Annotated in this window: 29 protein-coding genes; 20 read left to right on the top strand and 9 right to left on the bottom strand. The window is 67.7% G+C overall.

Translation table 11 applies throughout. From position 1 onward, the window contains the following. Window positions 1-102 precede the first annotated feature (102 nt). From MLP_RS21745 to MLP_RS21735, 3 genes are read left to right on the top strand one after another with little or no spacing between them, the layout of a single operon-like run. Window positions 103-435: a hypothetical protein gene (locus MLP_RS21745; protein ID WP_013865347.1), complete on the top strand. Its 333-nt coding sequence runs from the start codon at window positions 103-105 to the stop codon at window positions 433-435. Further along, window positions 432-1904, top strand: a complete 1473-nt coding sequence (locus MLP_RS21740; RefSeq protein WP_013865346.1) for an FAD-binding oxidoreductase — start codon at window positions 432-434, stop codon at window positions 1902-1904. The genes MLP_RS21745 and MLP_RS21740 overlap by 4 nt, the downstream gene beginning before the upstream one ends. Continuing rightward, window positions 1901-2722: an NmrA family NAD(P)-binding protein gene (locus tag MLP_RS21735; protein ID WP_013865345.1), complete on the top strand. Its 822-nt coding sequence runs from the start codon at window positions 1901-1903 to the stop codon at window positions 2720-2722. The genes MLP_RS21740 and MLP_RS21735 overlap by 4 nt, the downstream gene beginning before the upstream one ends. Window positions 2723-2769: 47 nt before the next feature. On the opposite strand, the gene MLP_RS21730 is transcribed toward MLP_RS21735, so the two are convergent. Further along, a complete protein-coding gene (locus MLP_RS21730; protein ID WP_041790436.1) occupies window positions 2770-3414 on the bottom strand; it encodes a PadR family transcriptional regulator in 645 nt (214 codons plus the stop codon). Between the two features lie 255 nt (window positions 3415-3669). Between MLP_RS21730 and MLP_RS21725 the strand changes: the two genes are divergently transcribed. The 8 genes from MLP_RS21725 to pth all read left to right on the top strand — a co-directional run bounded on the left by MLP_RS21725 (window position 3670) and on the right by pth (window position 9622). Next, window positions 3670-4128, top strand: a complete 459-nt coding sequence (locus tag MLP_RS21725) for a CBS domain-containing protein (protein ID WP_013865343.1) — start codon at window positions 3670-3672, stop codon at window positions 4126-4128. A 262-nt stretch (window positions 4129-4390) separates the two neighbouring features. Next, window positions 4391-5677, top strand: coding sequence for an ArsB/NhaD family transporter (locus MLP_RS21720; protein ID WP_013865342.1), 1287 nt, complete (start codon window positions 4391-4393; stop codon window positions 5675-5677). Between the two features lie 9 nt (window positions 5678-5686). After that, complete coding sequence (locus tag MLP_RS21715) at window positions 5687-6724, top strand: HAMP domain-containing sensor histidine kinase (RefSeq protein ID WP_013865341.1); 1038 nt, start codon at window positions 5687-5689, stop codon at window positions 6722-6724. Next, entirely contained in the window at window positions 6721-7386 is a 666-nt protein-coding gene (locus tag MLP_RS21710) for a response regulator (RefSeq protein WP_013865340.1), read from the top strand. Before MLP_RS21715 ends, MLP_RS21710 begins: the two co-directional genes overlap by 4 nt. Window positions 7387-7603: 217 nt before the next feature. After that, complete coding sequence (locus tag MLP_RS21705; RefSeq protein WP_013865339.1) at window positions 7604-7876, top strand: ribbon-helix-helix domain-containing protein; 273 nt, start codon at window positions 7604-7606, stop codon at window positions 7874-7876. Further along, complete coding sequence (locus tag MLP_RS21700; protein WP_013865338.1) at window positions 7873-8253, top strand: type II toxin-antitoxin system VapC family toxin; 381 nt, start codon at window positions 7873-7875, stop codon at window positions 8251-8253. Before MLP_RS21705 ends, MLP_RS21700 begins: the two co-directional genes overlap by 4 nt. Window positions 8254-8427: 174 nt before the next feature. Then, window positions 8428-9030 carry a 50S ribosomal protein L25/general stress protein Ctc gene (locus MLP_RS21695; RefSeq protein ID WP_013865337.1) on the top strand — a complete coding sequence of 201 codons (603 nt, stop codon included), beginning with the start codon at window positions 8428-8430 and terminating at the stop codon, window positions 9028-9030. Between the two features lie 7 nt (window positions 9031-9037). Beyond that, window positions 9038-9622 carry an aminoacyl-tRNA hydrolase gene (pth, locus tag MLP_RS21690; RefSeq protein ID WP_041790432.1) on the top strand — a complete coding sequence of 195 codons (585 nt, stop codon included), beginning with the start codon at window positions 9038-9040 and terminating at the stop codon, window positions 9620-9622. Window positions 9623-9872: 250 nt separating this feature from the next. On the opposite strand, the gene MLP_RS21685 is transcribed toward pth, so the two are convergent. Genes MLP_RS21685 through MLP_RS21675 form a run of 3 tightly spaced genes read right to left on the bottom strand, consistent with a single transcriptional unit; the run spans window position 9873 to window position 12519 of the window. Next, complete coding sequence (locus MLP_RS21685) at window positions 9873-11696, bottom strand: ATP-binding protein (RefSeq protein WP_013865335.1); 1824 nt, start codon at window positions 11694-11696, stop codon at window positions 9873-9875. A gap of 14 nt (window positions 11697-11710) precedes the next feature. Next, window positions 11711-12139: a hypothetical protein gene (locus tag MLP_RS21680; RefSeq protein ID WP_013865334.1), complete on the bottom strand. Its 429-nt coding sequence runs from the start codon at window positions 12137-12139 to the stop codon at window positions 11711-11713. After that, window positions 12136-12519 carry a cupin domain-containing protein gene (locus MLP_RS21675; protein ID WP_013865333.1) on the bottom strand — a complete coding sequence of 128 codons (384 nt, stop codon included), beginning with the start codon at window positions 12517-12519 and terminating at the stop codon, window positions 12136-12138. The genes MLP_RS21680 and MLP_RS21675 overlap by 4 nt, the downstream gene beginning before the upstream one ends. Window positions 12520-12832: 313 nt before the next feature. Here MLP_RS21675 and mfd point away from each other — a divergent pair, with 313 nt between their 5' ends. The 8 genes from mfd to MLP_RS21635 all read left to right on the top strand — a co-directional run bounded on the left by mfd (window position 12833) and on the right by MLP_RS21635 (window position 22238). Further along, window positions 12833-16384: a transcription-repair coupling factor gene (gene mfd, locus MLP_RS21670; RefSeq protein WP_083844053.1), complete on the top strand. Its 3552-nt coding sequence runs from the start codon at window positions 12833-12835 to the stop codon at window positions 16382-16384. Window positions 16385-16798: 414 nt separating this feature from the next. Further along, window positions 16799-17401 carry a hypothetical protein gene (locus MLP_RS21665; protein WP_013865331.1) on the top strand — a complete coding sequence of 201 codons (603 nt, stop codon included), beginning with the start codon at window positions 16799-16801 and terminating at the stop codon, window positions 17399-17401. Window positions 17402-17403: 2 nt separating this feature from the next. Next, window positions 17404-18096, top strand: a complete 693-nt coding sequence (locus MLP_RS21660; RefSeq protein WP_013865330.1) for a MazG family protein — start codon at window positions 17404-17406, stop codon at window positions 18094-18096. Between the two features lie 10 nt (window positions 18097-18106). Then, on the top strand, window positions 18107-18610 hold the full coding sequence (locus MLP_RS21655) for a hypothetical protein (RefSeq protein ID WP_156821253.1): 504 nt from the start codon (window positions 18107-18109) through the stop codon (window positions 18608-18610). Between the two features lie 129 nt (window positions 18611-18739). Next, window positions 18740-20026: a phosphopyruvate hydratase gene (eno, locus tag MLP_RS21650; RefSeq protein WP_013865328.1), complete on the top strand. Its 1287-nt coding sequence runs from the start codon at window positions 18740-18742 to the stop codon at window positions 20024-20026. Further along, window positions 20026-20763, top strand: coding sequence for an FtsB family cell division protein (locus tag MLP_RS27620; protein ID WP_013865327.1), 738 nt, complete (start codon window positions 20026-20028; stop codon window positions 20761-20763). The genes eno and MLP_RS27620 overlap by 1 nt, the downstream gene beginning before the upstream one ends. Before the next feature lie 9 nt (window positions 20764-20772). Next, window positions 20773-21282 carry a DUF501 domain-containing protein gene (locus tag MLP_RS21640; protein ID WP_407938963.1) on the top strand — a complete coding sequence of 170 codons (510 nt, stop codon included), beginning with the start codon at window positions 20773-20775 and terminating at the stop codon, window positions 21280-21282. Between the two features lie 11 nt (window positions 21283-21293). After that, the gene (locus MLP_RS21635; protein ID WP_013865325.1) at window positions 21294-22238 is read left to right on the top strand and encodes a Ppx/GppA phosphatase family protein; all 945 of its coding nucleotides are present in this window, start codon (window positions 21294-21296) and stop codon (window positions 22236-22238) included. A 294-nt stretch (window positions 22239-22532) separates the two neighbouring features. On the opposite strand, the gene MLP_RS21630 is transcribed toward MLP_RS21635, so the two are convergent. The 3 genes from MLP_RS21630 to MLP_RS29575 form a co-directional block, all read right to left on the bottom strand. Continuing rightward, window positions 22533-22931, bottom strand: coding sequence for a PIN domain-containing protein (locus MLP_RS21630; protein WP_013865324.1), 399 nt, complete (start codon window positions 22929-22931; stop codon window positions 22533-22535). Continuing rightward, window positions 22922-23149 (bottom strand): type II toxin-antitoxin system VapB family antitoxin, encoded by a 228-nt coding sequence (locus MLP_RS21625; protein WP_013865323.1) that lies wholly within the window; start codon window positions 23147-23149, stop codon window positions 22922-22924. The genes MLP_RS21630 and MLP_RS21625 overlap by 10 nt, the downstream gene beginning before the upstream one ends. Window positions 23150-23213: 64 nt before the next feature. Continuing rightward, window positions 23214-23594, bottom strand: a complete 381-nt coding sequence (locus MLP_RS29575) for a response regulator transcription factor (protein WP_083843909.1) — start codon at window positions 23592-23594, stop codon at window positions 23214-23216. Between MLP_RS29575 and MLP_RS28165 the strand changes: the two genes are divergently transcribed. Further along, window positions 23516-23737, top strand: a complete 222-nt coding sequence (locus tag MLP_RS28165; RefSeq protein ID WP_013865321.1) for a peptide deformylase — start codon at window positions 23516-23518, stop codon at window positions 23735-23737. The genes MLP_RS29575 and MLP_RS28165 overlap by 79 nt on opposite strands. On the opposite strand, the gene MLP_RS21615 is transcribed toward MLP_RS28165, so the two are convergent. Both MLP_RS21615 and MLP_RS21610 read right to left on the bottom strand, forming a co-directional pair. Continuing rightward, window positions 23730-24326: a dihydrofolate reductase family protein gene (locus MLP_RS21615; RefSeq protein WP_013865320.1), complete on the bottom strand. Its 597-nt coding sequence runs from the start codon at window positions 24324-24326 to the stop codon at window positions 23730-23732. The genes MLP_RS28165 and MLP_RS21615 overlap by 8 nt on opposite strands. 132 nt (window positions 24327-24458) lie before the next feature. Beyond that, complete coding sequence (locus MLP_RS21610; protein ID WP_013865319.1) at window positions 24459-25100, bottom strand: class I SAM-dependent methyltransferase family protein; 642 nt, start codon at window positions 25098-25100, stop codon at window positions 24459-24461. Window positions 25101-25194 lie beyond the last annotated feature (94 nt).

Genomic DNA, 25194 nt, shown 5'->3' with positions numbered 1-25194 from the left:
ATCCGTTCTGAGCGCTGACTCGATTATGCCCTTGACTTTAGTCCCCTGGGGACTGACACTGATCATATAGTCCCAAAGAGACTAAGCGATCGGGAGTCACGGATGGACCTGCGTGCCATGGCTTTGCTGGCGGGGAGCGCGTCGACGACGTTGTTCGTCGTCAGCTACCTGCCGATGCTCGTCCGTGCCATCCGGACCCGGGATCTGCGGTCGTACAGCCGCTCCAGCCTGGTGATCGCGAACGTGGGCAATGTCGTCCAAGCCTGCTACGTGATCAGCCTGCCGGTCGGGCCGCTGTGGTTCCTGCACGGCTTCTATCTCGTGGCCAGCGCACTGATGCTCGGTCTCCACCTTCGTCACGGCGCCCGCGCGGATCCAGACGGCGCCCCGCCACCGCCCTCAGCAGGCCAGCAACCACCTGGAGCAAACCCATGACCATGTCCACACCGGCACCTTCCACGTCGGCACCTTCCACGCCGGCACCTTCCACGCCGGCGACTACGGCACCCGCGATCCCGTTCGCCGGGCTACGGCGTCTGCGCGCCGCGATCCGCGGCGAGGTCTACCTGCCCTCCGACGAAGGCTTCACCGCCACGGTCAGAGCCTGGAACCTCAACGGGATCCACCATCCGGCGGTCGTCGTGCTGCCGTCCGACACCGACGACCTTCGCGCGGCGATCGATTGGGCGGCCGGTGCCGGCGTCGGAGTCGGTGTCCAGGCGACTGGCCACGGCATCGCTCGGCCCTGCGACGGCGGCATGCTGGTGAACACCTCGCGCCTGACGCGACTGCAACTCGACCTCGACCGCCGCCGGGTGCGCGTAGGAGCGGGGGTCGGCTGGCGCAGCGTGGTCGAGGCGGCGGCGCCGTACGGGCTCGCCGGTCTCCATGGCTCCAGCATCTCGGTCGGCGCCGTCGGCTACACGCTCGGCGGAGGCTTCGGCTGGTTGGGACGCCGTTTCGGGCTGGCGGCGCACTCGGTGACGGCAGCCGAGATCGTCACCGCTGACGGCCGGGTGCGCACGGTCTCCAGACATCGCCATCCGGATCTGTTCTGGGCGGTGCCCGGTGGCCTGAGCAATCTCGGCGTCGTCGCCCACCTCGAGTTCGCGCTCCACCCGGTGCCGATGGTCTATGCCGGCAATCTCTTCTATCCCCAGCGACGGCTCGGCGAGCTGCTGACCTTTTTCGCGGACTGGAGCCGCCGTACCCCCGACGCGCTCACCGCGGCGGTGACCGTACGCAGGTTCCCGCCAATCCCGGCCGTGCCGGAGCCACTGCGCGGCCAGGTCTGGGCAGCCCTGCGAGGTGCCTACTGCGGCGATCTCGCCCAGGGCCGCCGCCTCGTCGACGAGGCTCGATCCGCTCTCGGGCCGGCCACGGTCGACACCTTCGCACCGCTGCCGACGAATCGGCTGGCCGAGGTGAGCGCCGATCCGGTCGACCCGCTGCCGGCTCGTGGCCATCATGAGTTGCTGGCCGACCTGACACCGGAGGCCATCGACGACCTCGTCCAGTTCGCCGGCGCCGAGGCGGCCTGGCCGCTGGTGATGACCGAAGTACGACAACTCGGCGGTGCCCTGTCCGGCTCGCCGGAAGCACTGAGCCCGATGGCTCACACGACAGCCCGCTTCAGCCTGAACGCGATCGGGGTCACCGCTGACCCCGATCAGCAGACCAGGGTCCGCTCGCATCTGACTGCGCTCGCGGACCGGATGGAGCGTCACGCCACCGGCGACACCTACCTCAACTTCCTCGACCTGGACGCCGCCACGCCGGCGCGCATCCGAGCCGCCTACCGGCCCGCGGACCGGGAGCGCCTCCGCGGCCTCAAACGCCACTACGACCCGACCGATGTGTTCCGCTTCGGTCGGCCACTACCACCCGAAAGGCCCCACTCATGAACAGCACAGTCCTCGTCACCGCTGCCACCGGCACCGTCGGCCGGCATCTCGTGCCGCAGCTCCTCGACCGAAGGACGCAGGTCCGCGTCCACGACCGGTCTCGACCCATCGCTCCCCAGCTGAGTGGCGTCGATGCCGTCTTTCTGGCCTGTCCCAACGTCGGAGAGCAGGTGGCGTACGAGTGTGCAGTCGTCGACGCCGCTGCTGCGGCGGGCATCGGCCGGATCGTGAAGCTGTCGGCGCGGGGCGCGCGGCTGGGGTCGCGAGTCGCCTTCTGGGACTGGCACGCGCAGATCGAGCGGCACCTCGCCGACCTCGACGTCCCAGCCGTGGTCCTGCGGCCGGGCTTCTCGATGGCCAATCTGCTGGGCCAGCTCGACACCGTACGCGACCACGGCGTGCTGCCGGTGCCGGCCGGCGATGCGCGGGTCGCGATGATCGACCCGGCCGACGTCGCCGCTTGCGCGACCGCGGGCTTGCTCGACGCGGTCCCGCCGGGCTGCTACGAACTGACGGGAGCGGCGGCGATCGGTTTCGCCGAGGTGGCCGCCGCGCTCACGGCCGTGGTCGGCCGCGAGGTGGCCTTCGTCGATGTGCCGCCGGAGCAGGCCGTGCCGGCGATGATCGCCAACGGCCTACCGGCCTTCGCCGCCGCACAGATCTCCCATGTCTTCACTGAGCTGCGGGCGGGCGCCCAGCGTGAGGTCACCACCGAAGTGCAGCGGTTGACGGGTTGCAGGCCGGGCAGTCTGGTGCGTTTCCTGGCCCGGGTCGTTCCCGCTGAGCATCGATCCGATGTCGGGAGCCGGTCGGCCTGACCGCTCGGATCCCTGCTCGAGTCGGGTCCAGCGGCCCCGACCAGGACTCAGCCGGCTGCTCGCTCGACTCGCTCCCGCGCCTGCTCGACTGTGGCCTGCAACGACGCCAGATCTGGTTGGGCCGCGGCCGGATCGTCGGGCCATTGGGCGACGACCTCCTCGGCCCAAGCGGCCCAGCGGTCGAGCAGCTCCAGATAGTCGTCCAGGAACCGGCCGGTCAGCACCAGAGTGGCCAGCCGCTCCGGATGGGCGCCCACCCCGGCGAGATAGCGGGAGCCGACCTCGACGTTGGGCCTGGACTGCTCGACCACCCAAGATCGCAGGCCCGCCAACGTGGCCCGGACGTCCTCGGTGGTGCCGTTCTCGGCGTAGAACACCTTCAGCAGGTGCTCGGACTCGAACAACGGTGGGACTGACTCCTGCGTCAGCCAGCGGGCGAGGGCCGTGCGACCCGCAGGGGTGATCGAGTACACCGTGCTCCGTCGCCGACCCGTGGCGCTTGCCGTTGCCTCCGCCAGCCCGGCCGCAGCCAGCTTCTTCGGCTCCTCGAACAGCTTGCTGCGGGTTCGCGGCCAGAAGCGGCTCAGCGTCTGGTCGACCTGCTTGGCCAGTTCGTAGGTCGTCCACGGTTTCACGGCCAGCAGCCCGAGAATCGCGTACGACGTGGACGTCAGCGCCTTGGCGGTCGGCATGGCTCTCCTTGACACTCGACTGTCAGAGGACAGGTTGTCCCCAGGGGACTGTACGACGCAGAAGTGGGGTCTAGCACGGATGGTCTCGAGCCGGTCGCTGCGGTGAGACTGCTGAATGGATCGGTGAGCACGCCGAATCCGTGACGAGCGTCGAGGCGGAGGTGGCTATCGTGGCAAGCTCTCGCGTCCGCGGCGGCGGCCCGGCGCGCAACGTATCCTGGGCACCGGTTGGCCTATGCGCGGAGGATAGGTGGCATGCAGGCGAGCGACATCGCGGTCGAGGTTCCGACGGTCACCCTGGACGATCCTGTCACCAGGGCGGTCAAGATCATGGCAGATCGGCAACTGCCGGGTCTGATCGTGGTCGATCGGGCGTCCCATCCACGAGCTGTGCTGCCCGGCAGCCAGGTGTTGCGGATGATCGTGGCGCAGACCTACCAGCGCGATCCTGCGCTGGCCAGGACCATCGACGAGGCCCATGCCGACCTCTTCTGGCAGGAGTTGGAGCACCGTACGGTCAGCGACTGTCTGCCGCCGCAGCCCTCGAAGAAGGTCGCCGTCCAAGCCGACGCGACGCTGCTCGAGGTGGCCGGCGTGATGGCCCGGATGCACAGCCCACTGGTGGCCGTCGTAGCGCCGGACGGCCGGCTGTCCGGCTGCATCACGCTCAGTGCGCTGCTGATCCATCTCGATCTGCCCGACACGACTGGCTGACCGTACGCGGTCCCAGGATCGGCCTCGGGATCGAATCCAGATCTGACGCGCCAACCCGGTTCGCATCCGAGCTGCAACCAGTAGGAGGGTCGTGTCAAACGACGACCTACTGCGCGGCACCCGAGCACGCACCGGACTGCGTTGTCGTCGTCGCGGATAGAACCCCGCTATCCGACTCCTCCGACGCCTTGTCCGGCACGCGCTCGGGCGCCTGCTCGCTACGGCCGCCGTTCAACACGACCCTCCTAGGCCGGGGGCGCTGATGCAGGCCGCACTGGCGCTGGCAATCTTCATCGTCGCGTTCGTGTTCATCGCCACCGAGCGCGTCGACAAGGTGAAGGTCGTGCTGATCGCGGCCGCCTTGATGGTCGTCACCGGCATCGTGCCCGGCTCAGAGGTGTTCTTCTCCGAGCACGAGGGGATCGACTGGAACGTCATCTTCCTGCTGCTCGGCATGATGATCATCGTCGGGGTGATCAAGCAGACCGGTCTGTTCGAGTACTTGGGCATCTGGGCGGCCAAGAAGTCGCAGGGGAAGCCCTATCGACTGATGGTCATGCTGATGCTGATCACGGCCATCGCCTCGCCGATCCTGGACAACGTCACGATCATCATGCTGGTCGTACCGGTCACGATCGTGGTCTGCGACCGGCTGCACATTCGCGCGCAGCCGTACATCATCGCCGAGATCCTCGCCTCCAACATCGGCGGTGCCTCGACCTTGATCGGCGATCCGCCCAACATCATCATCGCCAGTCGGGCCGGGCTCAGCTTCAACGACTTCCTGATCCACATGGCGCCGATCGTGATGGTCGTCTTCGTGGTGTTCGTGCTCTTCGCCAGGTTCTTGTTCCGGAAGGACTTCCAGTACAACCCGCGGTATGCCAGCGCGGTGATGGCGCTGCAGGAGAAGCGGGCGATCACCGACCCGAAGCTGCTGGTCAAGTGCCTGGTCGTGCTGGCGTTCGTGATCCTCGGTTTCGTGCTGCACACGGTCCTGCACCTGGAACCGTCGATCGTCGCCCTGGTGGGCGCGCTGGTGATGGTTCTGGTGACCCGGAGCGACATCTACGACATCGTGCCCGAGGTCGAGTGGCCGACCCTGGTGTTCTTCGCCGGTCTGTTCGTGATGGTCGGCGGTCTGGTCCACACCGGGGTGATCAAGGCCATCGGGGACTGGGCGGTCGGCATCGTCGGCCATGACTACTTCGCCGCCGCCACCGCGCTGCTGTTCGGCTCGGCCATTCTGGGTGCGTTCTTCGACAACATCCCCTATGCGGCCACCATGGCCCCGATCGTGGAGGATCTGGTCTCCCAGGGCACCGATCCGGCCGCCGGTGGGGCGTTGTGGTGGGCGTTCGCCCTCGGCGCCGACTTCGGCGGCAACGGCACGGCGGTGGCGGCCAGCGCGAACGTGGTCGGCATCGGCATCGCCGGACGCGCCGGTCATGCCATCACGTTCTGGGAGTTCACCCGGAAGGGCATCGTCGTGACCCTGCTCAGCACCTTCATGGCCTGGGTGTACGTGGCCCTGCGCTACTTCACGTAAGGCTCGGTCATGGTTGCACTGGTGCTGGCCGCCGAACGGGAGCACGACGGCCTCTACGCTGGCGCGATGGCTGTGCTGTCGCGGTTGCCGCTCTACTGGCGGGTGTGCCTGATCAACGGAGGCCTGTTCGCGCTTGGGACGCTGGCGCTGGTGGTCACGCCGGCCACGGTGTCCTCCCGGGCGGTGGTGTCGGAGATCGTCGTGCTCGTGGTTGGGCTGCTGGCGATCCTGGTGGCCAACGCCGCACTGCTCCGCTCGGTGTTGGCGCCACTGGATCAGCTGAGTGCCACCATGCCCAGCATCGATCTGCTGGAGCCGGGGCAACGCCTGCGGGTCCGCGGACACGGCCCGGTGGTCGAGCTGATCGCGAGTTTCAACTCGATGCTGGACCGGCTGGAGGCCGAGCGCGCAGCCAGCACCCGCCGGGCGCTGCAGGCTCAGGAGGCCGAGCGGCAACGGGTCGCCACCGAGTTGCACGACGAGGTCGGGCAGAGCCTGACGGTGGTGCTGCTCGGGCTCCGACGAGCACTTGATGCCGCGCCGCCGGAGCTCGGCGAGGAGATCCGTTCGGCGCAGGAGACCACCCGGACCAGCCTGGAGGAGGTGCGGCGGATCGCGGGCCGACTGCGGCCGGGGCTGCTGGAGGATCTCGGGCTGATCAGTGCGCTGACTGCGCTGACGTCCGAGTTCCACGCGTACAGCAAGATCGAGGTGCACAAGGGGTTCGCGCCCGGGCTGCCGGACTTGTCGCCCGAGGTCGAGCTGGTCGTCTATCGGGTCGCGCAGGAGGCGCTCACCAATGTGGCCCGGCATGCCCATGCGCACCTGGTCGAGCTGTCGCTGTCCCGGCAGGGCAGCGCAGTCGCGCTCCGGGTCGCTGACGACGGCATCGGTGCCGACCGGATCGTGCCGGCGTCCGGGATCCGCGGAATGCGCGAGCGGGCGGCCATGATCGACGGCCAGCTGAGCATCCGTCCCCGGGTCGGTGGCGGCACGGAGCTCCGGCTGCTGGTGCCCTCGCAGGTGGCCGAGAGAGCTGGGTCATGACGGGTTCGGAGAAGGCGGTGGCGCGGGTGCTGCTGGCCGACGATCATGTGCTGGTGCGTCGCGGGGTCCGGCTGATCCTGGACGCGGAGTCCGATTTCGAGGTCGTGGCGGAGGCCGGAGACGGTGCTGAGGCGGTCGAGCTGTTGCGGCAGCTCGAGGTCGATCTCGCCGTGCTCGATGTGGCGATGCCGAGGATGACCGGGCTGCAGGCGGCCCGGGAGATCTCCCGGCGCTGGCCCCGGATCCGGATCCTGATCTTGTCCATGCACGACAACGAGCAGTACTTCTTCGAATCGTTGAAGGTCGGGGCCGGCGGCTATGTCCTGAAATCGGTCGCCGACCGGGACCTGGTCGAAGCCTGCCGCGGTGCGATGCGCGATGAGCCGTTCCTCTATCCCGGGGTCACCAGCACCCTGATCCGTACCTATCTCGATCGACTCCGCTCCGGTGAGCGGCTGCCCAAGGCCCAACTGACCCCGCGGGAGTCCGAGATCGTCAAGCTGATCGCCGAAGGCTATTCCTCCAAGGAGATCGCTTCGGCCCTGACCATCAGCGTCAAGACCGTCGAGCGGCACCGGGCGAACATCCTCGCCACACTCGGGATGCGCGACCGTACCCAACTCACCCGGTACGCCATCCGTGCCGGCCTGATCGAGCCATAGGCGCGGCGGCGAGTCTTCTGTCCCTGCCTCCTGCAATGCGGAGGGTGTTCGCCGATGCTGAAGTGAGTGCTCACTCACTGGTGCGCTGCGGTGGCTTCGAGTGACTTGAAGCAACCCCTGCGCACCAGTGGATGAACCTCATCCATGCACCGCACTCCCATTCGTCCGGCTACGCGCGCCCGACATGGTGGTCGGAATGCGGCGTATAATGTGGTGTATGCGTCGGACCAATATCTACCTGGAAGACCGTCAGACCGAGGCGCTCGATCGGTTGGCGGCGGGGGAAGGCGTGTCGCGGGCCGAGGTCATCAGGCGGCTGCTGGACCGGGCGCTTGCCGGGAACGACGACAGGCTTGCGGAGGATCTGGCCGCCATCGACTGCTCGTTCGGCGTCTTGGCGGAGTTCGATGTTCCGGATCGTGAGGCAGGCGCGCGCGAGGAGCATCTCGCGCGCATCTGGCAGGTTGGCTCAGCTGGGGTCGACGCATGATCCTGGTCGACACGGATGTGCTGATCGCTCACCTGGGAGGGGTCGAGGCGGCACGTCGATGGTTGCGTTCGGCGCGTGACTTGGCACCGCTGCATGTGAGTGTCGTGACGATCGCCGAACTCATCGGCGGCATGCGTAGCAGTGAGCGTCGCGAGGTCTGGACACTGCTGGCCTCGTTGCATGCTGAGCCGGTCACCGAAGTGATCGCCCGACGAGCCGGTGAGTTCAGGCGAAACTATGCGCGTGGTCATTCCGGGATCGGGATTGCGGACTATCTGATCGCCGCGACCGCGGACTACCACGGTGCTGACCTGCAGACCCTCAACGTCCGCCACTTCCCGATGTTCCCCGACTTGGAACCGCCCTTCACCCTGTAGTGCTCGTCCGTCCGCCTGGCAGTCCCGGGCCGGATGGGCTAAGGTTGACCGGTTGCCTGGGCGAGGGTCGATGCAGACCGTGATCGACGAGGTGGATCGAATTCCTGGTCTAGGCGCGCCCAATCTGACAGTCGCCATTTGCTACAGAATCCATCAGTCCAAGGAGTTCCGTTCGTGCCCGAGGTCAAGCTCACCGCCGAATTGCGTACCGAGTTCGGTAAGGGTGCTGCCCGCCGGATCCGCCGCGCCCACAAGGTTCCCGCCGTTCTCTACGGCCACGGCACCGATCCCGTCCACATCACGTTGCCGGGTCACGAGACCCTGCTGGCTCTGCGCCAGGCCAACGCGCTGCTGTCCATCGACGTCGACGGCAAGTCCCAGCTGGCGCTGCCGAAGCAGGTGCAGCGGGATCCGATCAAGCACAGCATCGAGCATGTCGACCTGGTGCTGGTCCGGCGTGGCGAGAAGGTCACCGTCGAGGTGCAGATCGAGATCGAGGGCGAGGCCGCTGCCGGCACCCTGGTCGACGTCATCGCCCCGACCGTGTCCATCGAGGCCGAAGCCACCCATATCCCGCAGCAGATCGTGGTGTCGGTCGAGGGCGCCGAGGCCGGCACCCAGATCACCGCTGCCGACCTGCAGCTGCCGGCTGGTTCGACCGTCCAGGCCGAAGCCGAGACCCTGATCGTCAACATCACCAACGTGCCGACCGGCGAGCCTGAGGACGAGACCGCCGAGGGTGCCGAGGCCGAGGGCGCCGCGTCCGAGGAGTCCTGACCCTCAGGTGTCAGCGTGGCTTGTGGTCGGGCTCGGTAATCCGGGTCCGGCCTACCGCGGGCACCGGCATAACGTCGGCTATCTGGTCGCCGAGGCGCTGGCTGCCCGGATCGGCGCGCGGTTCAGCGCACCACGGGGCATGCGGGCCGAGGTCGCCGAAGGCCGCCTGGGTCCGCTGGGGCCGGATTCGGTGAAGCTCGCGATCATGAAGTCGCGCAGCTATATGAACGAGACCGGCGGGCCGGTCTCCAAGGTGCAGTCCTGGTTTGGGGTCCCCACCAGCCACCTGATCGCCATTCACGATGAGCTCGACATCGACCCCGGCAAGATCCGAGTCAAGTTCGGCGGTGGCGACAACGGCCACAACGGGCTCAAATCGATCCGTCGCTCGCTTGGCACTGGCGACTACTTCCGGGTCCGGGTCGGGGTCGGTCGCCCTCCTGGTCGGCAGGATCCCGCCGACTTCCTGCTGTCCAACTTCACCGCCGCTGAACGCGCTGATCTTGGTGTCGAGGTCGAGCGCGCCGCTGACGCGGTGGAGTCCTTGATGACCCTGGGCTTGGAGCGTACGCAGTCGGCGTTCAACTCCTGAGTTCTCCTCGTGACAAATCCGCGGCTCAATCGCGTATCTGGGTCCGACACGCCGCACGACCACGAATGAGCCACGCGCTTGTCCCCGAAATGCTCCGCTAGACCCCGCCAGACCGCGAGCACACCGGAATGAAGTTCATCGAGAAGGAGCGCCCGGCGTCGAGAAGGGAGCACTTACATCCCGAAAGTGAGTTTCGAGGTGTAACTGCTCCTTTTCGATGAGCGTTCGGTGCTCCTCGGGCGGGCCCGCCTCACGAGGATGATCGGTCGCGGAGGATCCAGCGGATCGGATGATCGGGATCGGAGTCATAGCGACACTCGAACCCGGTGCGCACCCGATCATGCAGGTGACGACCCAGCCATGGGTCGTTCTCGGCGATTCGGGCCAGCGCGGCCACGATCGCCTTGCGCACTGCGACCCGGGCGCGTTCACCGGACGAGCCAGTGGTCCGGCTGCGACCGCCGAGACCGGATCCGGCGCCCAGGTAGGAAGTGATCGCGTCCCGCTCCTCGCGCAACTCCGGCCGGTCGGCGAACTCGATCTCGGCGGTCAGGTCGGCGAGTCGAGCGGTGAGGTAGCGGCGGGACTCATCGTCGATCACCTCGAGCCCGCCTTGGTCGATCGTCGCGCCGATCAGCGCCACGACGGGGTGATCCGTGTCCGGTCGGCTGAGCAGCGCATGCAGGTGCGTCAGGCCGCGCATCCGCGGCAGTACGAAGGTCGCCTCCTCCCGGCCGACCAGCCACATACCGCCCGGCTGCCGATGCAGATGCACGATCTCGTCGGCGATTGCGGGTCGCCGCTTCGGATCATGCAGTTGGACGCGCAGTCGATTCCGCCACCAGGTGGCGCCGATCCGCTCGTATGTCGCCAGCGCCGCTTGGGCGTGCCGGGTGGCTGCGTCCGCGTCGCCGACCAGCGCGTACGCCCGTGCCAAGGTGTCGTCGGTCATGCCGTGCCACATCACCGCGCCCGCGTTCACGACCGATCGCCCGGAGTACGGCCCGAGCAGCGCGAGCGTCCCATTGATGACGGTGAGATCGCGGACGGCCAGAGCCCCTTCCAGCACGCACTGCAGCGTCAGCAGCCAGTCGCTGTCGCGGGGCAGATCGGCCAGGACGTCCGGGGTGAACACGCCGATCATCTCGGCGACCTTGTCCAGTCGCCCGGCGCCCAGCCACACCACCGCCGCCTCGGCGCGAACCGTCGCCACCCCGAAGGCGGTGGCGTGTTCCTCGTACGCCGGTGCCTCTGCGGCGCAGCCCGCAGGATCTCCGGCGAAGAAGGCGGCGTACCCCCGCATCGAGTGCAGGATGTCCGATCCGTCCGGGATCACGGCACGTTTGACGGCCGTCGCAGCACGCTCGATCAACAGCGGCACGACGTCGAGATTCTGGCGCAGCAGTTCGAGCGGGAGCCGACGGCTCGCGGCGAAGAACTCGGCCCGCGGCGACTCGTCGGCCAGCAGGTCGAGTGCCCGCATCGCCCGGTGCATCCGCGGTAGGTCAAGCACCTCCCAGGCGACCGTGAGCGTCCAGAGTTCGGCCTGCAGCCGGGCATCGTGGTCGACCAGATGTGCGGCGGCGTCGCCGAGTTTGATCGCCCAGTCTCGCCGCAGCGCCAGGTCATCGGGACCCCAATGGGAGACCAAGGCGGCGTCCAAGGCATCGACCAGCAACACCGGGTCGTCGGTCTGCTCGGCCAGGCGCAGGGCTTCGACCGCGAACGGCTGCGCACGCCGCGGCTCGTTGGCGTACGCCCAGCAGCGGGTCAGGGCGGCCGCCAGTCGGATCCGCAGCCTCGGATCGTCGACCAGGTCGTACAGAGTGTGCAGCTGGACCGGCAGCAACCCCGGGGTCAGGTTGTAGCGCTGGCCGCGTGCCAAGCCGAGCACGGCCGTGACCCGACCGAGCAGATCCTTGCTCTGCTCGGCCAGGGCGCAGGCCTGTTCGAAGAAGGCCATGGCGGTCTCACCGTCGCCGCTGGCCCAGGCTCGCTCGGCCTGAGCCAGCAACGAGGCCGCGGGTGAGCTGTCGGTGGCAGCCGACGAGGGCTCCACGAACGGAGGCTCCACATCTGGAGGCTATGTCAGCCGCGGAGCAAGCGCACCTGATTGGCGTGACGTTGCTGCACCTCCTCGTCCCAGTCGCCGGTGCAGTAGATGGCCAGTTCCGCGATGCGTCCGTCGGTGACGACGCCGTGGATCAGCTCGCGGCAATACCAGTCCTGGCCCTCGGCCCGCCAGCGCTCCTCGAACTGGATCAGGAAGCCGCGTGAAGTGTGGTCCAGGGCTTCGACCCTGACCTTGCCCGGGAATGGATGCGAGTCCTCCCGTAGCCGGAACACGGCGTCCGGGCCGGATGCCTGCACCCGCCAGTGCGGCAGGCTGAGATCAGCGAACACGTTCTCGCTGAACATGTCGTCCGGTCGTACGCCGGTCTCGAGCCAGCGGACGAAGGTCGCGGCCAGCTCGTCGTGCAGCCGGTCGTCGACCACGGCCTGCTCCATGGTGGTCATGACCGGGCCTCCGCCATCGCGTCGATGTTGCGGCCGATGACCTCCATCACCGGTTGCAGGTCGGCCGTCCTGGTGAACTCCACGGTCGACGTGCCAGCGGCGATCAGCGGGCTGTGACCAGGGCCGGCCACGTACGCATCGCCTTCGACATAGGTCTCCTCGTGGTCGGGCCAGCGGAAGGTGATCTGCCCTGCGGTGACGTAACCGAGGTGTTTGCAGCTGCAGACGTCACCGGGTAGGCCGTGGAAGTACGGGGTCACGTCGAGATCAGTCTTGAACGTCTCGAACGCGACCGTGTAGTCGCCGAGCTCGGCATAGCGGCCCTCGACGATGTCGAGGTCGATACCGACCGGTGTGGTCGAGCGGGATGCACTGGGCATCGGATCCTCCTCCAGGTGGTGGTTTGTCCTTCACTCTTGAGGCGTGACTTCCGACGTCACAGTGTGAGCATCGGATGTTCCTTGCAGGGGGTGGGTCATTGGCGACGTCAATCGGTCGCCGAAAAGGAGCTCACGGCGCCGACAAGGAGCACTTACATCCCGAAATCGAGGTTTGAGGTGTAACCGCTCCTTCTCGATGAGCGTCCTGGGCTCATCGGCCGTTGAGCGTGGAGGTTGACTGTCGCCGCACGCGAGTACGTTGTCCCGCGTGAGTTTGCAGGGGCTTGTCGAGCTGTTCGCCACCGATCCGACCATGGCGGGGGCGGTTGGTGACGCACGTTCGCGTACCCTGCCTGCGCTCGATCTGACCGCGCCGCCGGCGATGAGGTCGCTGATCGCGTCGGCTCTCGCGGCTGGTGTCGATCACGGTGGATCCGGGCGACCGGTGCTGCTGGTGACCTCCACGTTCCGGGAGGCCGAAAACCTGGCGGCCGCCTGCCGCAGTCTGGTGGGGGAGGAGGAGGTCGCCTACTACCCGGCCTGGGAGACGCTGCCACACGAGCGGTTGAGCCCGCAGTCCGACACCGTCGGCCGGCGGTTGGCGGTGCTGCGTCGCCTGGTCGGCAATGACGAACTGCCACCACCGAGGATCATCGTGGCCCCGGTCCGCAGTGTGCTGCAGCCACAGGTGAAGGGCCTGGGGCATATGACCCCGGTCCGGCTCACGGTCGGCAAGGACATCGACCTCGACGATCTCGCCAAGTCGCTGGTCGATGCCGCGTACATCCGGGTGGACATGGTCGAGCGGCGCGGTGAGTTTGCCGTCCGCGGCGGCATCGTCGACATCTTCCCGCCGACCGAGGAGCATCCGGTCAGGGTCGACTTCTTCGGTGACGAGGTCGAGGAGATCCGCTATTTCACGGTTGCCGACCAGCGGTCCTCCGACCTCACCCGGACCGAGATCATCGCCTCGCCCTGCCGTGAACTGCTGCTCACCGACGAGGTACGCCGGCGCGCTTTCGCCTTGTCACAAGCACATCCCGAGCTCATCGACATGCTGGACCGGATCGCCCAGGGGCATGCGGTGGATGGCATGGAGGCGCTGTCGCCGGTGCTCGTCGACGGCATGGAGCTGCTGATCGACGTCGTGCCCGAAGACACGCACGTGCTGATCTGCGATCCCGAGCTGGTCCGCGGTCGGGCCATCGATCTCGTCAAGACCAGCGAGGAGTTCTTGCAGGCATCGTGGGCCGCGGCAGCGGGCGGTGGACAGGCACCCATCGACCTGGGTGCATCGTCGTACCAGCCGTTGGCCGATGTCCGGGCCGCCGCGATCGACCGCGGTCTGGCCTGGTGGACCCTGTCGCCGTTCAACGCCGGACCAGGCGCCGAGGAGGCGGGACGGCAGCCGATTCGCACCGAGGACGGCGAGATCATCGACTTCTCCACCGCGGTCTCCATCGCGGGCGTCGAGTCGAGGACCATCGCCGGCCACGTCCAGGACAGCTATCGCGGCGAGGTGGAGACCGCCGTCGCCGAGATCGGTCGGCGGTTGGCCGAGGACTGGCGCGTGGTGCTGACCGCCGAGGGCAAGGGCATGACCGGCCGGATGGCCGAGGTGCTGACTGAGCACGAATATCCCGTACGCGTCCTGGACGCCCTTCCAGCCCAACCCGAACCCGGCATCGCCACCATCGTCCTCGCCGATCTGCAGCACGGCTTCGTCGCCGACCGCGTCAAGCTGGCACTGTTCACCGCGGCGGACCTGTCCGGGCAACGTGCCGCTGACAAGGCCACCCGCAAGATGCCGGCCCGACGCAAGAACCAGATCGACCCGCTGGAACTGCAGCCCGGCGACCCGGTCGTGCACAACCAGCACGGCGTCGGTCGCTACGTCGAGATGGTGCAGCGCAGTGTGGCCGGTTCGGTCCGGGAATACCTGGTGATCGAGTACGCGCCCTCCAAACGGGGCCAGCCCGGCGACCGGCTCTACGTGCCGATGGACTCCCTCGACCAGGTGACCCGCTATGTCGGTGGCGAACACCCGACCCTGGACAAGATGGGTGGTGCCGACTGGGCCAAGCGGAAGAGCCGGGCGCGCAAGGCGGTCCGGGAGATCGCCGGTGAGCTGATCAAGCTGTATGCCGCCCGGCAGGCTTCCCGTGGGCACGCCTTTTCGCAGGACACCACCTGGCAGCGCGAGCTGGAGGATGCCTTCTCGTACGTGGAGACCCCCGACCAGCTGGCTGCGGTCGACGAGGTCAAACACGACATGGAGCAGATCGTGCCGATGGACCGGCTGATCTGCGGCGACGTCGGCTATGGCAAGACCGAGATCGCGGTCCGGGCCGCGTTCAAGGCGGTGCAGGACGGCAAGCAGGTGGCGGTGCTGGTGCCGACCACCCTGCTGGTGCAGCAGCACTATGCGACGTTTGCCGACCGCTATGCCGGCTTCCCGGTCAACGTCGCGCCGCTCAGCCGGTTCCAGACCGACGCGCAGGCCAAGGCCACCCTGGAAGGGGTGGCCGAGGGCAAGGTGGACGTGGTCGTCGGCACCCATCGGTTGCTCAGCAAGGAGATCCAGTTCAAAGACCTGGGTCTGGTGATCATCGACGAGGAACAGCGATTCGGTGTCGAGCACAAGGAGCAGCTGAAGAAGCTGCGGATGGACGTCGACGTGCTGGCCATGTCGGCGACGCCGATCCCGCGCACCTTGGAGATGGCAATCACCGGCATCCGGGAGATGAGCACCATCGCCACCCCGCCGGAAGAGCGGCATCCGGTGCTCACCTTCGCCGGGCCGTACGAGGAGGGTCAGCTGATCGCCGCCATTCGCCGCGAGCTGCTGCGCGAAGGCCAGGTGTTCTACATTCACAACCGGGTGCAGAGCATCGAGAAGACCGCCAAGCGGATTGCCGAGCTGGTGCCCGAGGCCCGGGTCGTGACCGCCCACGGTCAGATGGGGGAGCAGCGGCTGGAGCAGGTGATGGTCGACTTCTGGGAACGACGGGCCGACGTGCTGGTCTGCACCACGATCGTCGAGGCGGGGCTGGACATCTCCACCGCCAACACCTTGATCGTCGAGCGCGCCGACATGCTCGGTCTGTCCCAGCTGCATCAGCTCCGTGGCCGGGTCGGTCGCGGGCGCGAGCGCGGCTACGCATATTTCTTCTATCCCCCCGACAAGCCGCTCACCGAGACCGCGCACGACCGGCTCGCGACCATCGCCGCCCACACCGATCTGGGTGCGGGCATGGCGGTGGCGATGAAGGACCTGGAGATCCGCGGCGCCGGCAATCTGCTCGGTGGTGAGCAGTCCGGGCACATCGCCGACGTCGGCTTCGACCTCTATATCCGGCTGGTCGGCGAGGCCGTTGCGGAGTTCCGCGGCCAGGACACCGAGCCCGAGCCGGAGGTCCGGATCGAACTGCCGATCACCGCCCATCTGCCCGAGGACTACGTACCGTCGGAGCGGCTGCGACTGGAGATGTACAAGCGGCTGGCCGAGGTGCGCTCCGATGCGGACATCGAGGCGGTCCGAGAAGAGCTGGCGGATCGCTACGGGGCGTTGCCGTCGGTGGTGGAGACGCTGCTGCAGGTCGCCAAGTTCCGGCTGGTGGCTCGGGCTGCGGGTCTCACCGACATCGTCAGCCAAGGCAACTTCATCCGGTTCGCGCCGGCGGAGCTGCTGGAGTCGCGGCAGCTGCGGTTGAAACGGCTCTATCCGGGGGCGGTCGTCAAGGACACCGCCAAGCTGATCCTGGTGCCGCGTCCTCGATCGAAGACCATCGGCGGCGAGCCGCCGAAGGACGGCGAGCTCCTGGACTGGTGCACGGCCGTGGTCACCGCGATCTTCGCCAGCTGATCTGCGTCGCCACCGCCCGTCACCCAGCGATCACGCCACCAACCCCGCGGTTTGTTCAATGGTCCCTGCGGCGCGAACGGAGTCAGGTTGTCGATCCGGATCTGCGGTGCTCCGACGGCGATGACCACGACGAGAATCAGCGCCAGCAGACTGGACGGTTGGCGCCGGCGGGCCACCAACGATCGCGGGCCGCGCGGGACTTGGGTACGGCTGGCGCCGGCGGCCGCAAACGTACGGGTCATCCGTCTGCTGCCTGGACGGCTGCCGCCCCCGGCCACAAAGCGTTCGCTCGACGCTCAACGCCCCTTGAGTACGTGCAGCATGTAGCGGTGACGAACCACCACATGAGAGTCCCGTAGGATCGCGGACGCGACCATACGCAGATTCCAGAGGCAGATGACGAGGAGGCCGACGGTGGCACAGGGTTCGATCGTGACGCGGGGTTCGATCGTGGCACGGGGTTCGATCACGGCAGTGGCTCCGCGGTTGGGACTGGCGCGCCCGATCCGCGCTCTGATCGCCGGTCTGCTGGCCGCGATCGTCGTGCTGCTGGCTTCCGGTTGTGCCGTCGAGGGCGCGCCCAGCACGGTCGCCTATGTCGGCGACGAGCGCATCACGCAGCGGCAGCTCGATGCTGCGGTGGCAAGTGTGCAGGCGGCGCTGGGCACGGAGGAGGAGGTCTCGCCGCAGGCGGTCGTCAACGTCAAGATCCAGGGTGCGGTCGCCAACCAGATCGCCGCACAGCGCGAGATCCCGGTGACCGACGCGCAGCGTGACGCGCTGCTGGCGGAGACCAACCTGAAGCCGCTGCTGGCCGACCCGGTCGCGCGCCAGGTGGCGTACGACATCGCGACTCCCCAGATCGTGGCGCAGACCGTCGGCACCGAGGCTTATCTGCGCGATCTGCAGGCGACCGACGTGACGCTGAATCCGCGCTACGGGGTGCTTGACCCGGCCACCAAGACGATCATCGACGGGCAGTCCTCCTCGCTGTCGTTGCCTGCTGCCAGCTCCTGAGGATGCCGCCCCAGCCCCATCCCGAGTTCGACCGTCTGGTCGAGGTGATGGCGACGCTGCGTACCCAGTGTCCCTGGGACCGGGAGCAGACCCACCGGTCCTTGGTGCCCTATCTGGTCGAAGAGACCTGCGAGGTCGTCGAGGCCGTCGAAGGACTCCCGGACGGAACCGTCGCCAGTTCCGGACCAGCGGCCCACCACCTCAAGGAGGAGCTGGGTGACCTGTTGCTCCAGGTCGTCTTCCACGCCCAGCTGGCCAGCGAGCACGGGGACAGCCCAGGCGGCCACGGATTCGACATCGAGGATGTCGCCGCTGGGATCTGCGACAAGCTGATCGCCCGGCACCCGCACGTGTTCGCTGCCGAGGAAGCCCCACACGACCTGAACGACGTCTGGGAGCGGCGCAAGGCCCAGGAGAAGGGCCGTACGTCGGCACTCGACGGCATCCCGGAACGACTGTCGGCGTTGAGCAGAGCCAGCAAGATCATCGGTCGCGCCCGGTCCCACCGGGTCCCGCTCGACCTGCCCACAGCTGAGGTCGACGCGACCACAGTCGGCCAGCAGATCGTTGCGCTCGTGGCCCGCGCCCAGGTGAGCGGTGTCGACGCCGAACAGGCCGTACGCGATGCGGTCCGCGCTCTCGAATCCGATGTCAGGGCGGCCGAGAGCAACGCGATCGCACCCAGCCCGACGTAGTCTGGCCCGCATGAGCGAGCCGCCCTACGCTCCCTATCCACCGCCTCAGCAGCAGCGCAGACCCCCGCAACCGGGCTATGGTCAGCCGCGACCTGACCTGCCGAGGCCCGAGTTGGCGCGCCCCCAGCCCCCTCGGCCACCGTATCGGCGACCCGATCCCGAGACGGCCAGCCAGGTGCGGGCGGCGTACGACGCCCGGGCCGAACTCGGCCCGGAGTACGAGGACGCGATCGCGGCCGGGCTCGCCGAACGCGTCGAGGAGCTGGTCGCCTATCGGACTGCCGAGCTCCGCCAGGTCAACGCCCGATCCCGCGAGGACCGCGATGACGTGCGGCGCGGGAACACCCACCGGTTCGTCCTCGGCATCGTCTCGCTCGGCACCGGCGTGCCGATCACCGCGATCGCCGCGAACAGTGTCGACCAGGGGCTGCTTGGCGTGATCGCCGCGTGGGCCGGCATCGTCGGAGTGAACGCCGTCTTCGCCTGGGGCAGCCGTCGCAAGTCGCGCGAGTGAACTCTCCGAAGTGAACTATCCCGGGCACCGCCCAGCCTCGCGGGCTAGACCGGTCGGCGCCATTAGGGTGGAGTCGACAATCTGAAGGTCCGGGTCGTTGGACCCGGGCGGTACGGAAGGCAGTTCGACGTGGCAAGTATTGAGTTCATCGGCGCCCGCGAGATCCTCGATTCCCGCGGTAACCCGACCGTGGAGGTCGAGGTCATCCTCGACGACGGCTCAGAGGGGCGTGCGGCAGTGCCGTCGGGCGCGTCGACTGGCGCCTTTGAGGCGGTCGAACTGCGTGACGGAGACAAGGGTCGCTATGGCGGCAAGGGTGTCACCAAGGCCGTTCTGGGCGTGATCGACCAACTCGGCCCCGAACTGGTCGGCTATGACGCCAGCGAGCAGCGGCTGATCGACCAGGCGATGATCGACCTGGACGGCACCGAGAACAAGGGCAACATCGGCGCCAACGCGATCCTCGGCGTCTCCCTCGCCGTCGCGCACGCCGCCGCCAGTTCGGCCGACCTGCCGCTCTACCGCTATGTCGGCGGGCCGAACGCGCACGTGCTGCCGGTGCCGATGATGAACATCGTCAACGGCGGCGCCCACGCCGACTCCGACGTGGACGTGCAGGAGTTCATGATCGCCCCGATCGGTGCGGCCACCTTCCGTGAGGCACTCGAGATGGGTGCGGGTGTCTATCACTCGCTCAAGGGCGTGCTGAAGAAGCAAGGTCTGTCGACCGGCCTCGGTGACGAGGGCGGCTTCGCACCGAACCTGCCGGCCAACGTGGCCGCGCTCGAACTGATCTCCACGGCCATCGAGGCCGCCGGCCTGACCGTTGGCCGCGACATCGCCCTCGCCCTGGACGTGGCCAGCACCGAGTTCTTCAACGCCGACAAGGGCCTCTACCTCTTCGAAGGCCGCGAGCTGTCTGCCGACGAGATGACCGACATCTACACCCAGTGGATCGACGCCTTCCCGATCGTGTCCATCGAGGACCCGCTGGCCGAGGACGACTGGGCCGGCTGGAGCTCGCTGGTCGAAAAGATCGGTGACAAGATCCAGGTGGTCGGCGACGACCTCTTCGTCACCAATGTGACCCGGCTGCAGCGTGGCATCACGGAGAAGGCCGCGAGCGCGTTGCTGGTCAAGGTCAACCAGATCGGCTCGCTCACCGAGACCCTGGACGCGGTGACCATGGCTCAGCGGGCCGGGTTCGCCTGCATGATGAGCCACCGTTCCGGCGAGACCGAGGACACCACCATCGCGGACCTGGCCGTGGCTACCAACTGCGGTCAGATCAAGTCCGGTGCCCCGGCGCGGACCGATCGGGTGGCGAAGTACAACCAGTTGCTGCGGATCGAGGAGGATCTCGACGACGCGGCCCGCTATGCCGGTGCCTCTGCCTTCCCGAGGTTCACGGCCTGATGCCGACGGGCCCACGGCCGACCGCACGTCCGGGAGCCGGTCCCGGGCGCGGTCGGCCGCGCGCCCGCAGCACCGGCCGGCCCACCAAAGCCAACGCCGGTTCGACAGCCGAGGCTCGGACCAGCGGTGCCACGGCCCCGGTAGGCGCTGCCGCCAACGGCTCGGCGGCGCGCGCCGAGAGTGCTGCTCCGACGGGTCACCAGGCTGCTGGCAACAAGGCGCCCAAGCAGGCCAAGAATCGCACCGGTGCGAAGAAGCCTCGCCGTCGCTCCAGTCTCACCACTCGTGCGGTCGCGCTCGCGGTGGTGATCTTGATGCTGACGATCTCGTATGCGAACAGCCTGCGGGTCTATTTCGCCCAATCGCACGAGGTCGCCACCACCAAGGCCGAGATCGCCGACCGCCAGGCCAAGATCGCTGATCTGCAGACCGAGCTCAATCGGTGGAACGACCCGGGCTTCGTCGAGCTCCAGGCCCGGACCCGGCTCGGCTGGGTGATGCCCGGCGAGATCGGCTTCACGGTGGTCGATGCCGACGGGAAACCGCTCGGCGGGGGCTCCGAGCTGACCACCGGCACGAAGCCGGCCAGTGACAAGGTTCCCCAGTCCTGGTACACGCGGTTGTGGGGGTCGGTCGAGGCGGCCGACAAACCGGCGCCCGATCCCAAGCCGGACCCGGCCGACGTCAAACCGATCACCGAGGACGACGTCAACGACGCCACGACGGGCGGTCGCTGAGCACGCGTGGTGATCGAACCGATGACCACCGCCGACGAAGCCGTGGTGACCGAGCAGCTGCAACGGCGGCCGCGGGGCGTGGTCGGCGTCGCATACCGCTGTCCGGCCGGGCATCCCGGTGTGGTCGCAACGCTGCCGCGGCTGGCGGACGGTACGCCGTTCCCGACCACCTTCTATCTCACCTGCCCGCGAGCAGTGGCTGCCTGTTCGACGCTGGAGGCATCCGGGCTGATGACCGAGCTGTCCGAGCGGCTGGCGGCCGAACCCGAGCTCGCGGTGGCGTACGCGCAGGCCCATCGCGCCTATCTCACCGCACGAGAGGCGATCGCCGCCGATACCGTCGGGCCAGTGCCCGAGATCGCCGAGGTCTCGGCCGGCGGCATGCCGGCGCGGGTCAAATGTCTGCACGCGCTGCTGGGGCATGCACTGGCTGCCGGGCCAGGGGTGAACCCCATCGGCGATCTGACCTTGGCGCTGATCCGGGATCGCTGGCCGTTCCCCTGCCGGGCCGGCGGATGACAGGAGCGCCGGTGGCCACTGAGCCGGTACGGGTGGGCGCGATCGACTGTGGCACCAATTCCATTCGGTTGCTGATCGCCGAGGCTCGGGTCGACGGGAGCCTGATCGACCTGGTCCGCGAGTTGGAGATCGTCAGACTCGGGCAAGGGGTCGATGCCACCGGTGAGTTGCACCCAGATGCGCTCGCGCGGACCTTCGCCGCGGCTGAGCGTTACGGCGAGCAACTGCGCGCGTACGGAGTGAGGCCGGAGCGGACCAGGGTGGTCGCGACCTCGGCCACCCGGGACGCCCGGAATGTCGAGGACTTCGATGCCGGGATGGCAGCTCGCCTGGGTGTCCGCCCTGAGATCATCAGCGGCACTGAGGAGGCCCGGCTGTCGTTCACCGGCGCGCTCAGCGGTGTGCGTGTTGCTAGCGATGGGCCGATCCTGGTGATGGACATCGGCGGTGGCTCCACCGAGCTCGTGCTGGGGGATCGGACGGGCCGGATCGACCGAGCAGTATCGCTGAACATCGGCTCGGTCCGGCTGACCGAACGGTTCGGCTTGGTCGGCCCGCTCACCACCGAAGCGCGGCAGTCCGCCGCCGCGTACGTGGACGGGCTGCTGGACCAGCTCGAGTGGCCGAGCGGACTCCTGGGCCAGATTGGCAGCTGGATCGGGGTCGCCGGCACCGTGACGACGATGTCGGCGTTGAAGCAGGGCCTGATTAGCTACGACCGATCCAAGGTGCACGGCTCGGTCCTCAGTCTGGCCGAGATCGCCGGACTGTCGAACCGGCTCGCGACGCTGACGACCGAGGAGATCCACGATCTCGGGGTGCCCGCCGGTCGTGCCGACGTCATCACCGCCGGCTCGCTGATCGCCGACCGAGTGGCGAATCGCGTGGGTCGGCCGATGATCGTCAGCGAGAGCGACATCCTCGATGGCATCGTCCTGGGCCTGCTGGCGCGCTGACCCATCCGACGTGCTTCGGGGCGCTCGCAGGAGCTACCCGCTGCGTACGAGGCGGAGCTGCCCGCTAGTTGCGTTCGAAAGGAAGGAGATGCACCTGTGCCTGGCAGCGAAAGGGTGTCCACCCCGAGTCTGGGTGAGGCGGTGCCTGGATGCGGATCAGGCGGTGTAGGGCTCGGCGTTCCATCCGCAGTCGGCGAGCACTCTCGCGGTGGCATCCGCCAGTGATTCTTCGGGACCGATGATCTGCTCGCTGACGTCAAGCAGCGAATCCGGACACTTGCGCCACCTGATGGTTCAAAGGCTCTTGAGCAGGAGATTGGGGCGAACTTGCTGGATCAGCTCGAAATCGCTGTCAGCGTGGAGAACGCCGGCCTGGTGGGCGAGGGCGGTCTCGGCGATGAAGAGGTCGCCGAGTGCTCGCCGATGCCACATGCTGCGATGGTGTGCGAGGTCGGCTTGTAGCTGAAGCACGCGGTCGAAGATGTTGGCGGGCGCTTCGACGATGTGGAACATCTCGCGTAGTTCGGTGTGCTGGGTGTCGTAGTCGAGGGCGGACCGCGCGGAATAGAGCCACTCCAGCAGACCCATCTCGCAGATCGCCAGCCGGGCAGGGCTGATCCCGGCTGGCAGTGGCGATCCGCCGATGAGGCGTACGTGGGCGCTCTTGTCGATGATCCAGAGGTTCAGCGCCATGCTTCGCCCGACAGCAGGACCTCGAGGTCGACGCTCTCGCCGGCGCCGGCGAGGTGTCGGTTGAAGAGGTCGAGTCGATGCTGCTCCTCGAGGCGGCTCTGGGCGATCAGGAGCCGCAGACCCTGCTCAACCGTGGCGCGCAGGGTGCTGCCGGTCACGTCGACAGCCTGCGCGGCGAGGGTCACATCGAGTTCGATGGTGGTGCGCTTCACGGCCATGAGTACATACTAGTAGATGACAGGTACATATCATCCACAAGGCGGGGCCGTTGGCCGCCGCTCATTAGCCGCGAGGGGACGTCGCCCCGCGCCGGATCGGCCCGCATTCGTAGGCAGCGACGATCAGCTGCACCCTGGTGGTCAGCTCGAGCTTGCGCAGCAGCCGGTTGACGCGGGTCTTGACGGTGGCTTCGGAGACGACCAGGTCCGCGGCGATCTCGCCGTTGGAATAGCCACTCGCCACCAGGCGAAGCACGTCAATCTCGCGCGCCGTCAGGTCGGCCAGCGTCGAGTCGGTGAGTCGCGGTCCGGGCAGACTCGGGTAGCTGTCGATCAGTCGTTCGATGAGGCGGCATCGACGATCCGATGTCCGGCGGCCACATCGTGACCGACGCCTTCGAGGCCCGCGCGTTGCAGCACGAGATCGACCACTGCAACGAGTCACTGTTCCTGGACCGGGTGGCCGGCGCGCACGCCCTGCACACTCAGAAGGTCTACTTGGAGGCACCCGCTGGGGCAGCGCCTGCGGTCGATGTCGATCTCGGTCGGCGCTGGTTTCGCGAGAAGGAGACTCGGACCGCTACCTGACCGGTCGGTAGGTGATGTGGGTGACCAGGGACGCGACTCGGACCGACACACGTTCGAGTGTTTGGGCCGGAACGCCGTCGAACACCCGCTCGCCGGCGCCGATGACGCACGGCGTGACATGGAGTCGCAACTCGTCCAGGAGCCCGGCGGCAAGGTACTGATTGACGGTTCTCGCGCCGCCTGCGATCGAGATGTTCCGGTCACCGGCGGCGGCGCGTGCTTGTGCCAAGGCGGACTGGATGCCGTCGGTGACGAAGTGGAACGTGGTGCCACCCTCCATCTCGATCGGCCCGCGCGCGTAGTGGGTGAGCACGAAGACCGGGTTGTGGTACGGCGGATTCGGGCCCCACCATCCGCGCCAGTCGCGGTCCCACTCGCCCCGGACCGGGCCGAACATGTTGCGGCCCATGATGGTCGCGCCCGAGTCGACGATCCCATCGACCTCGGCGGCATTCTCCTCGTACGTATCGAACATCCAGCTATGCAGCCAGGACTCGTTGATGTCGCCGAACGGAGCCTCCTCTCGCTGGTTGAGGCCCGCGGCGAAGCCGTCGGCGGAGACTGCGATGTCGCAGTAGACAGTGCTCATGATGTGACCCCTCACCGATGGCGATTCGCACGTGGTCAACAGGCTAGTGGCCTGTCGCTGCGATTCCCCGAGGAATAGGAGCGACAAGCCACTAGTCAAACGGGTTGAATCCGTACGCCAAGATCGCCGGCTTCATCGCCAGAAGGTGAACAGGTGTTGACCAGGGTCGAGAGGCACGGGCGCCCCGTCGTAGCGGACGGCCCCCAACGCGGCGCCTGATACCGGATCGGATTCGGCGTACGTGAGTTCGCCGAATCCGACCTCTGCGAACTCGGCCCGAATGCGGTCGTTGATGTCGTTGCGACTACCGTCGCGCCCCCGTGACCAGAGCACGGTCGCCCCCGGCGCGCAGAACTGCGGGGCCGTCGCAATCGTCTTGCTGATGTCGGTTTCGGAGATGTTGCCGAAGATTCCGACAAGAAGCAGGATGTCGGCCGGCACGGCGTCCACATAGGCGCTGGTGTCCGCCGCGTCGCAGACGCGGACCCGGACACCGGTGAGGCCGGCTGCAGCGGCGCGATCCTTGGCTCGGTCCGCCATCCGAGGGTGCGCCTCGAGCAAGACAGCCTCTACTCGTGATGCGTCGTCGCGGGCCGCCAGGACGTCGATGATGTCCCGACCGTCTCCTGCACAGACACTCACGATGCGGACTGGTCCGGTTCTGCCGTCCAGGTCTTCTCTCAGATACGCCTGGACGTGCCGGAGCCGCCACGAGAGCGACGAGTCCGGATCGTCGTAGTGACGCAGCCACTGCTCGTAGTCGCGAAGAGCCATGCGCCTGAGTCTGCACCAGTCCGCGAGAAGGAGATCCGGCACCCGATTCGGCGCTGACGAGGTGCCAAACCTCCTTCTCGTGGTCAGGACCAGC

Source organism: Microlunatus phosphovorus NM-1 (assembly GCF_000270245.1).
Classification (GTDB): Bacteria; Actinomycetota; Actinomycetes; order Propionibacteriales; family Propionibacteriaceae; genus Microlunatus; species Microlunatus phosphovorus.
Note: the sequence above shows the minus strand (reverse complement) of the source record. Positions and strands in the feature narration are given on the sequence as shown.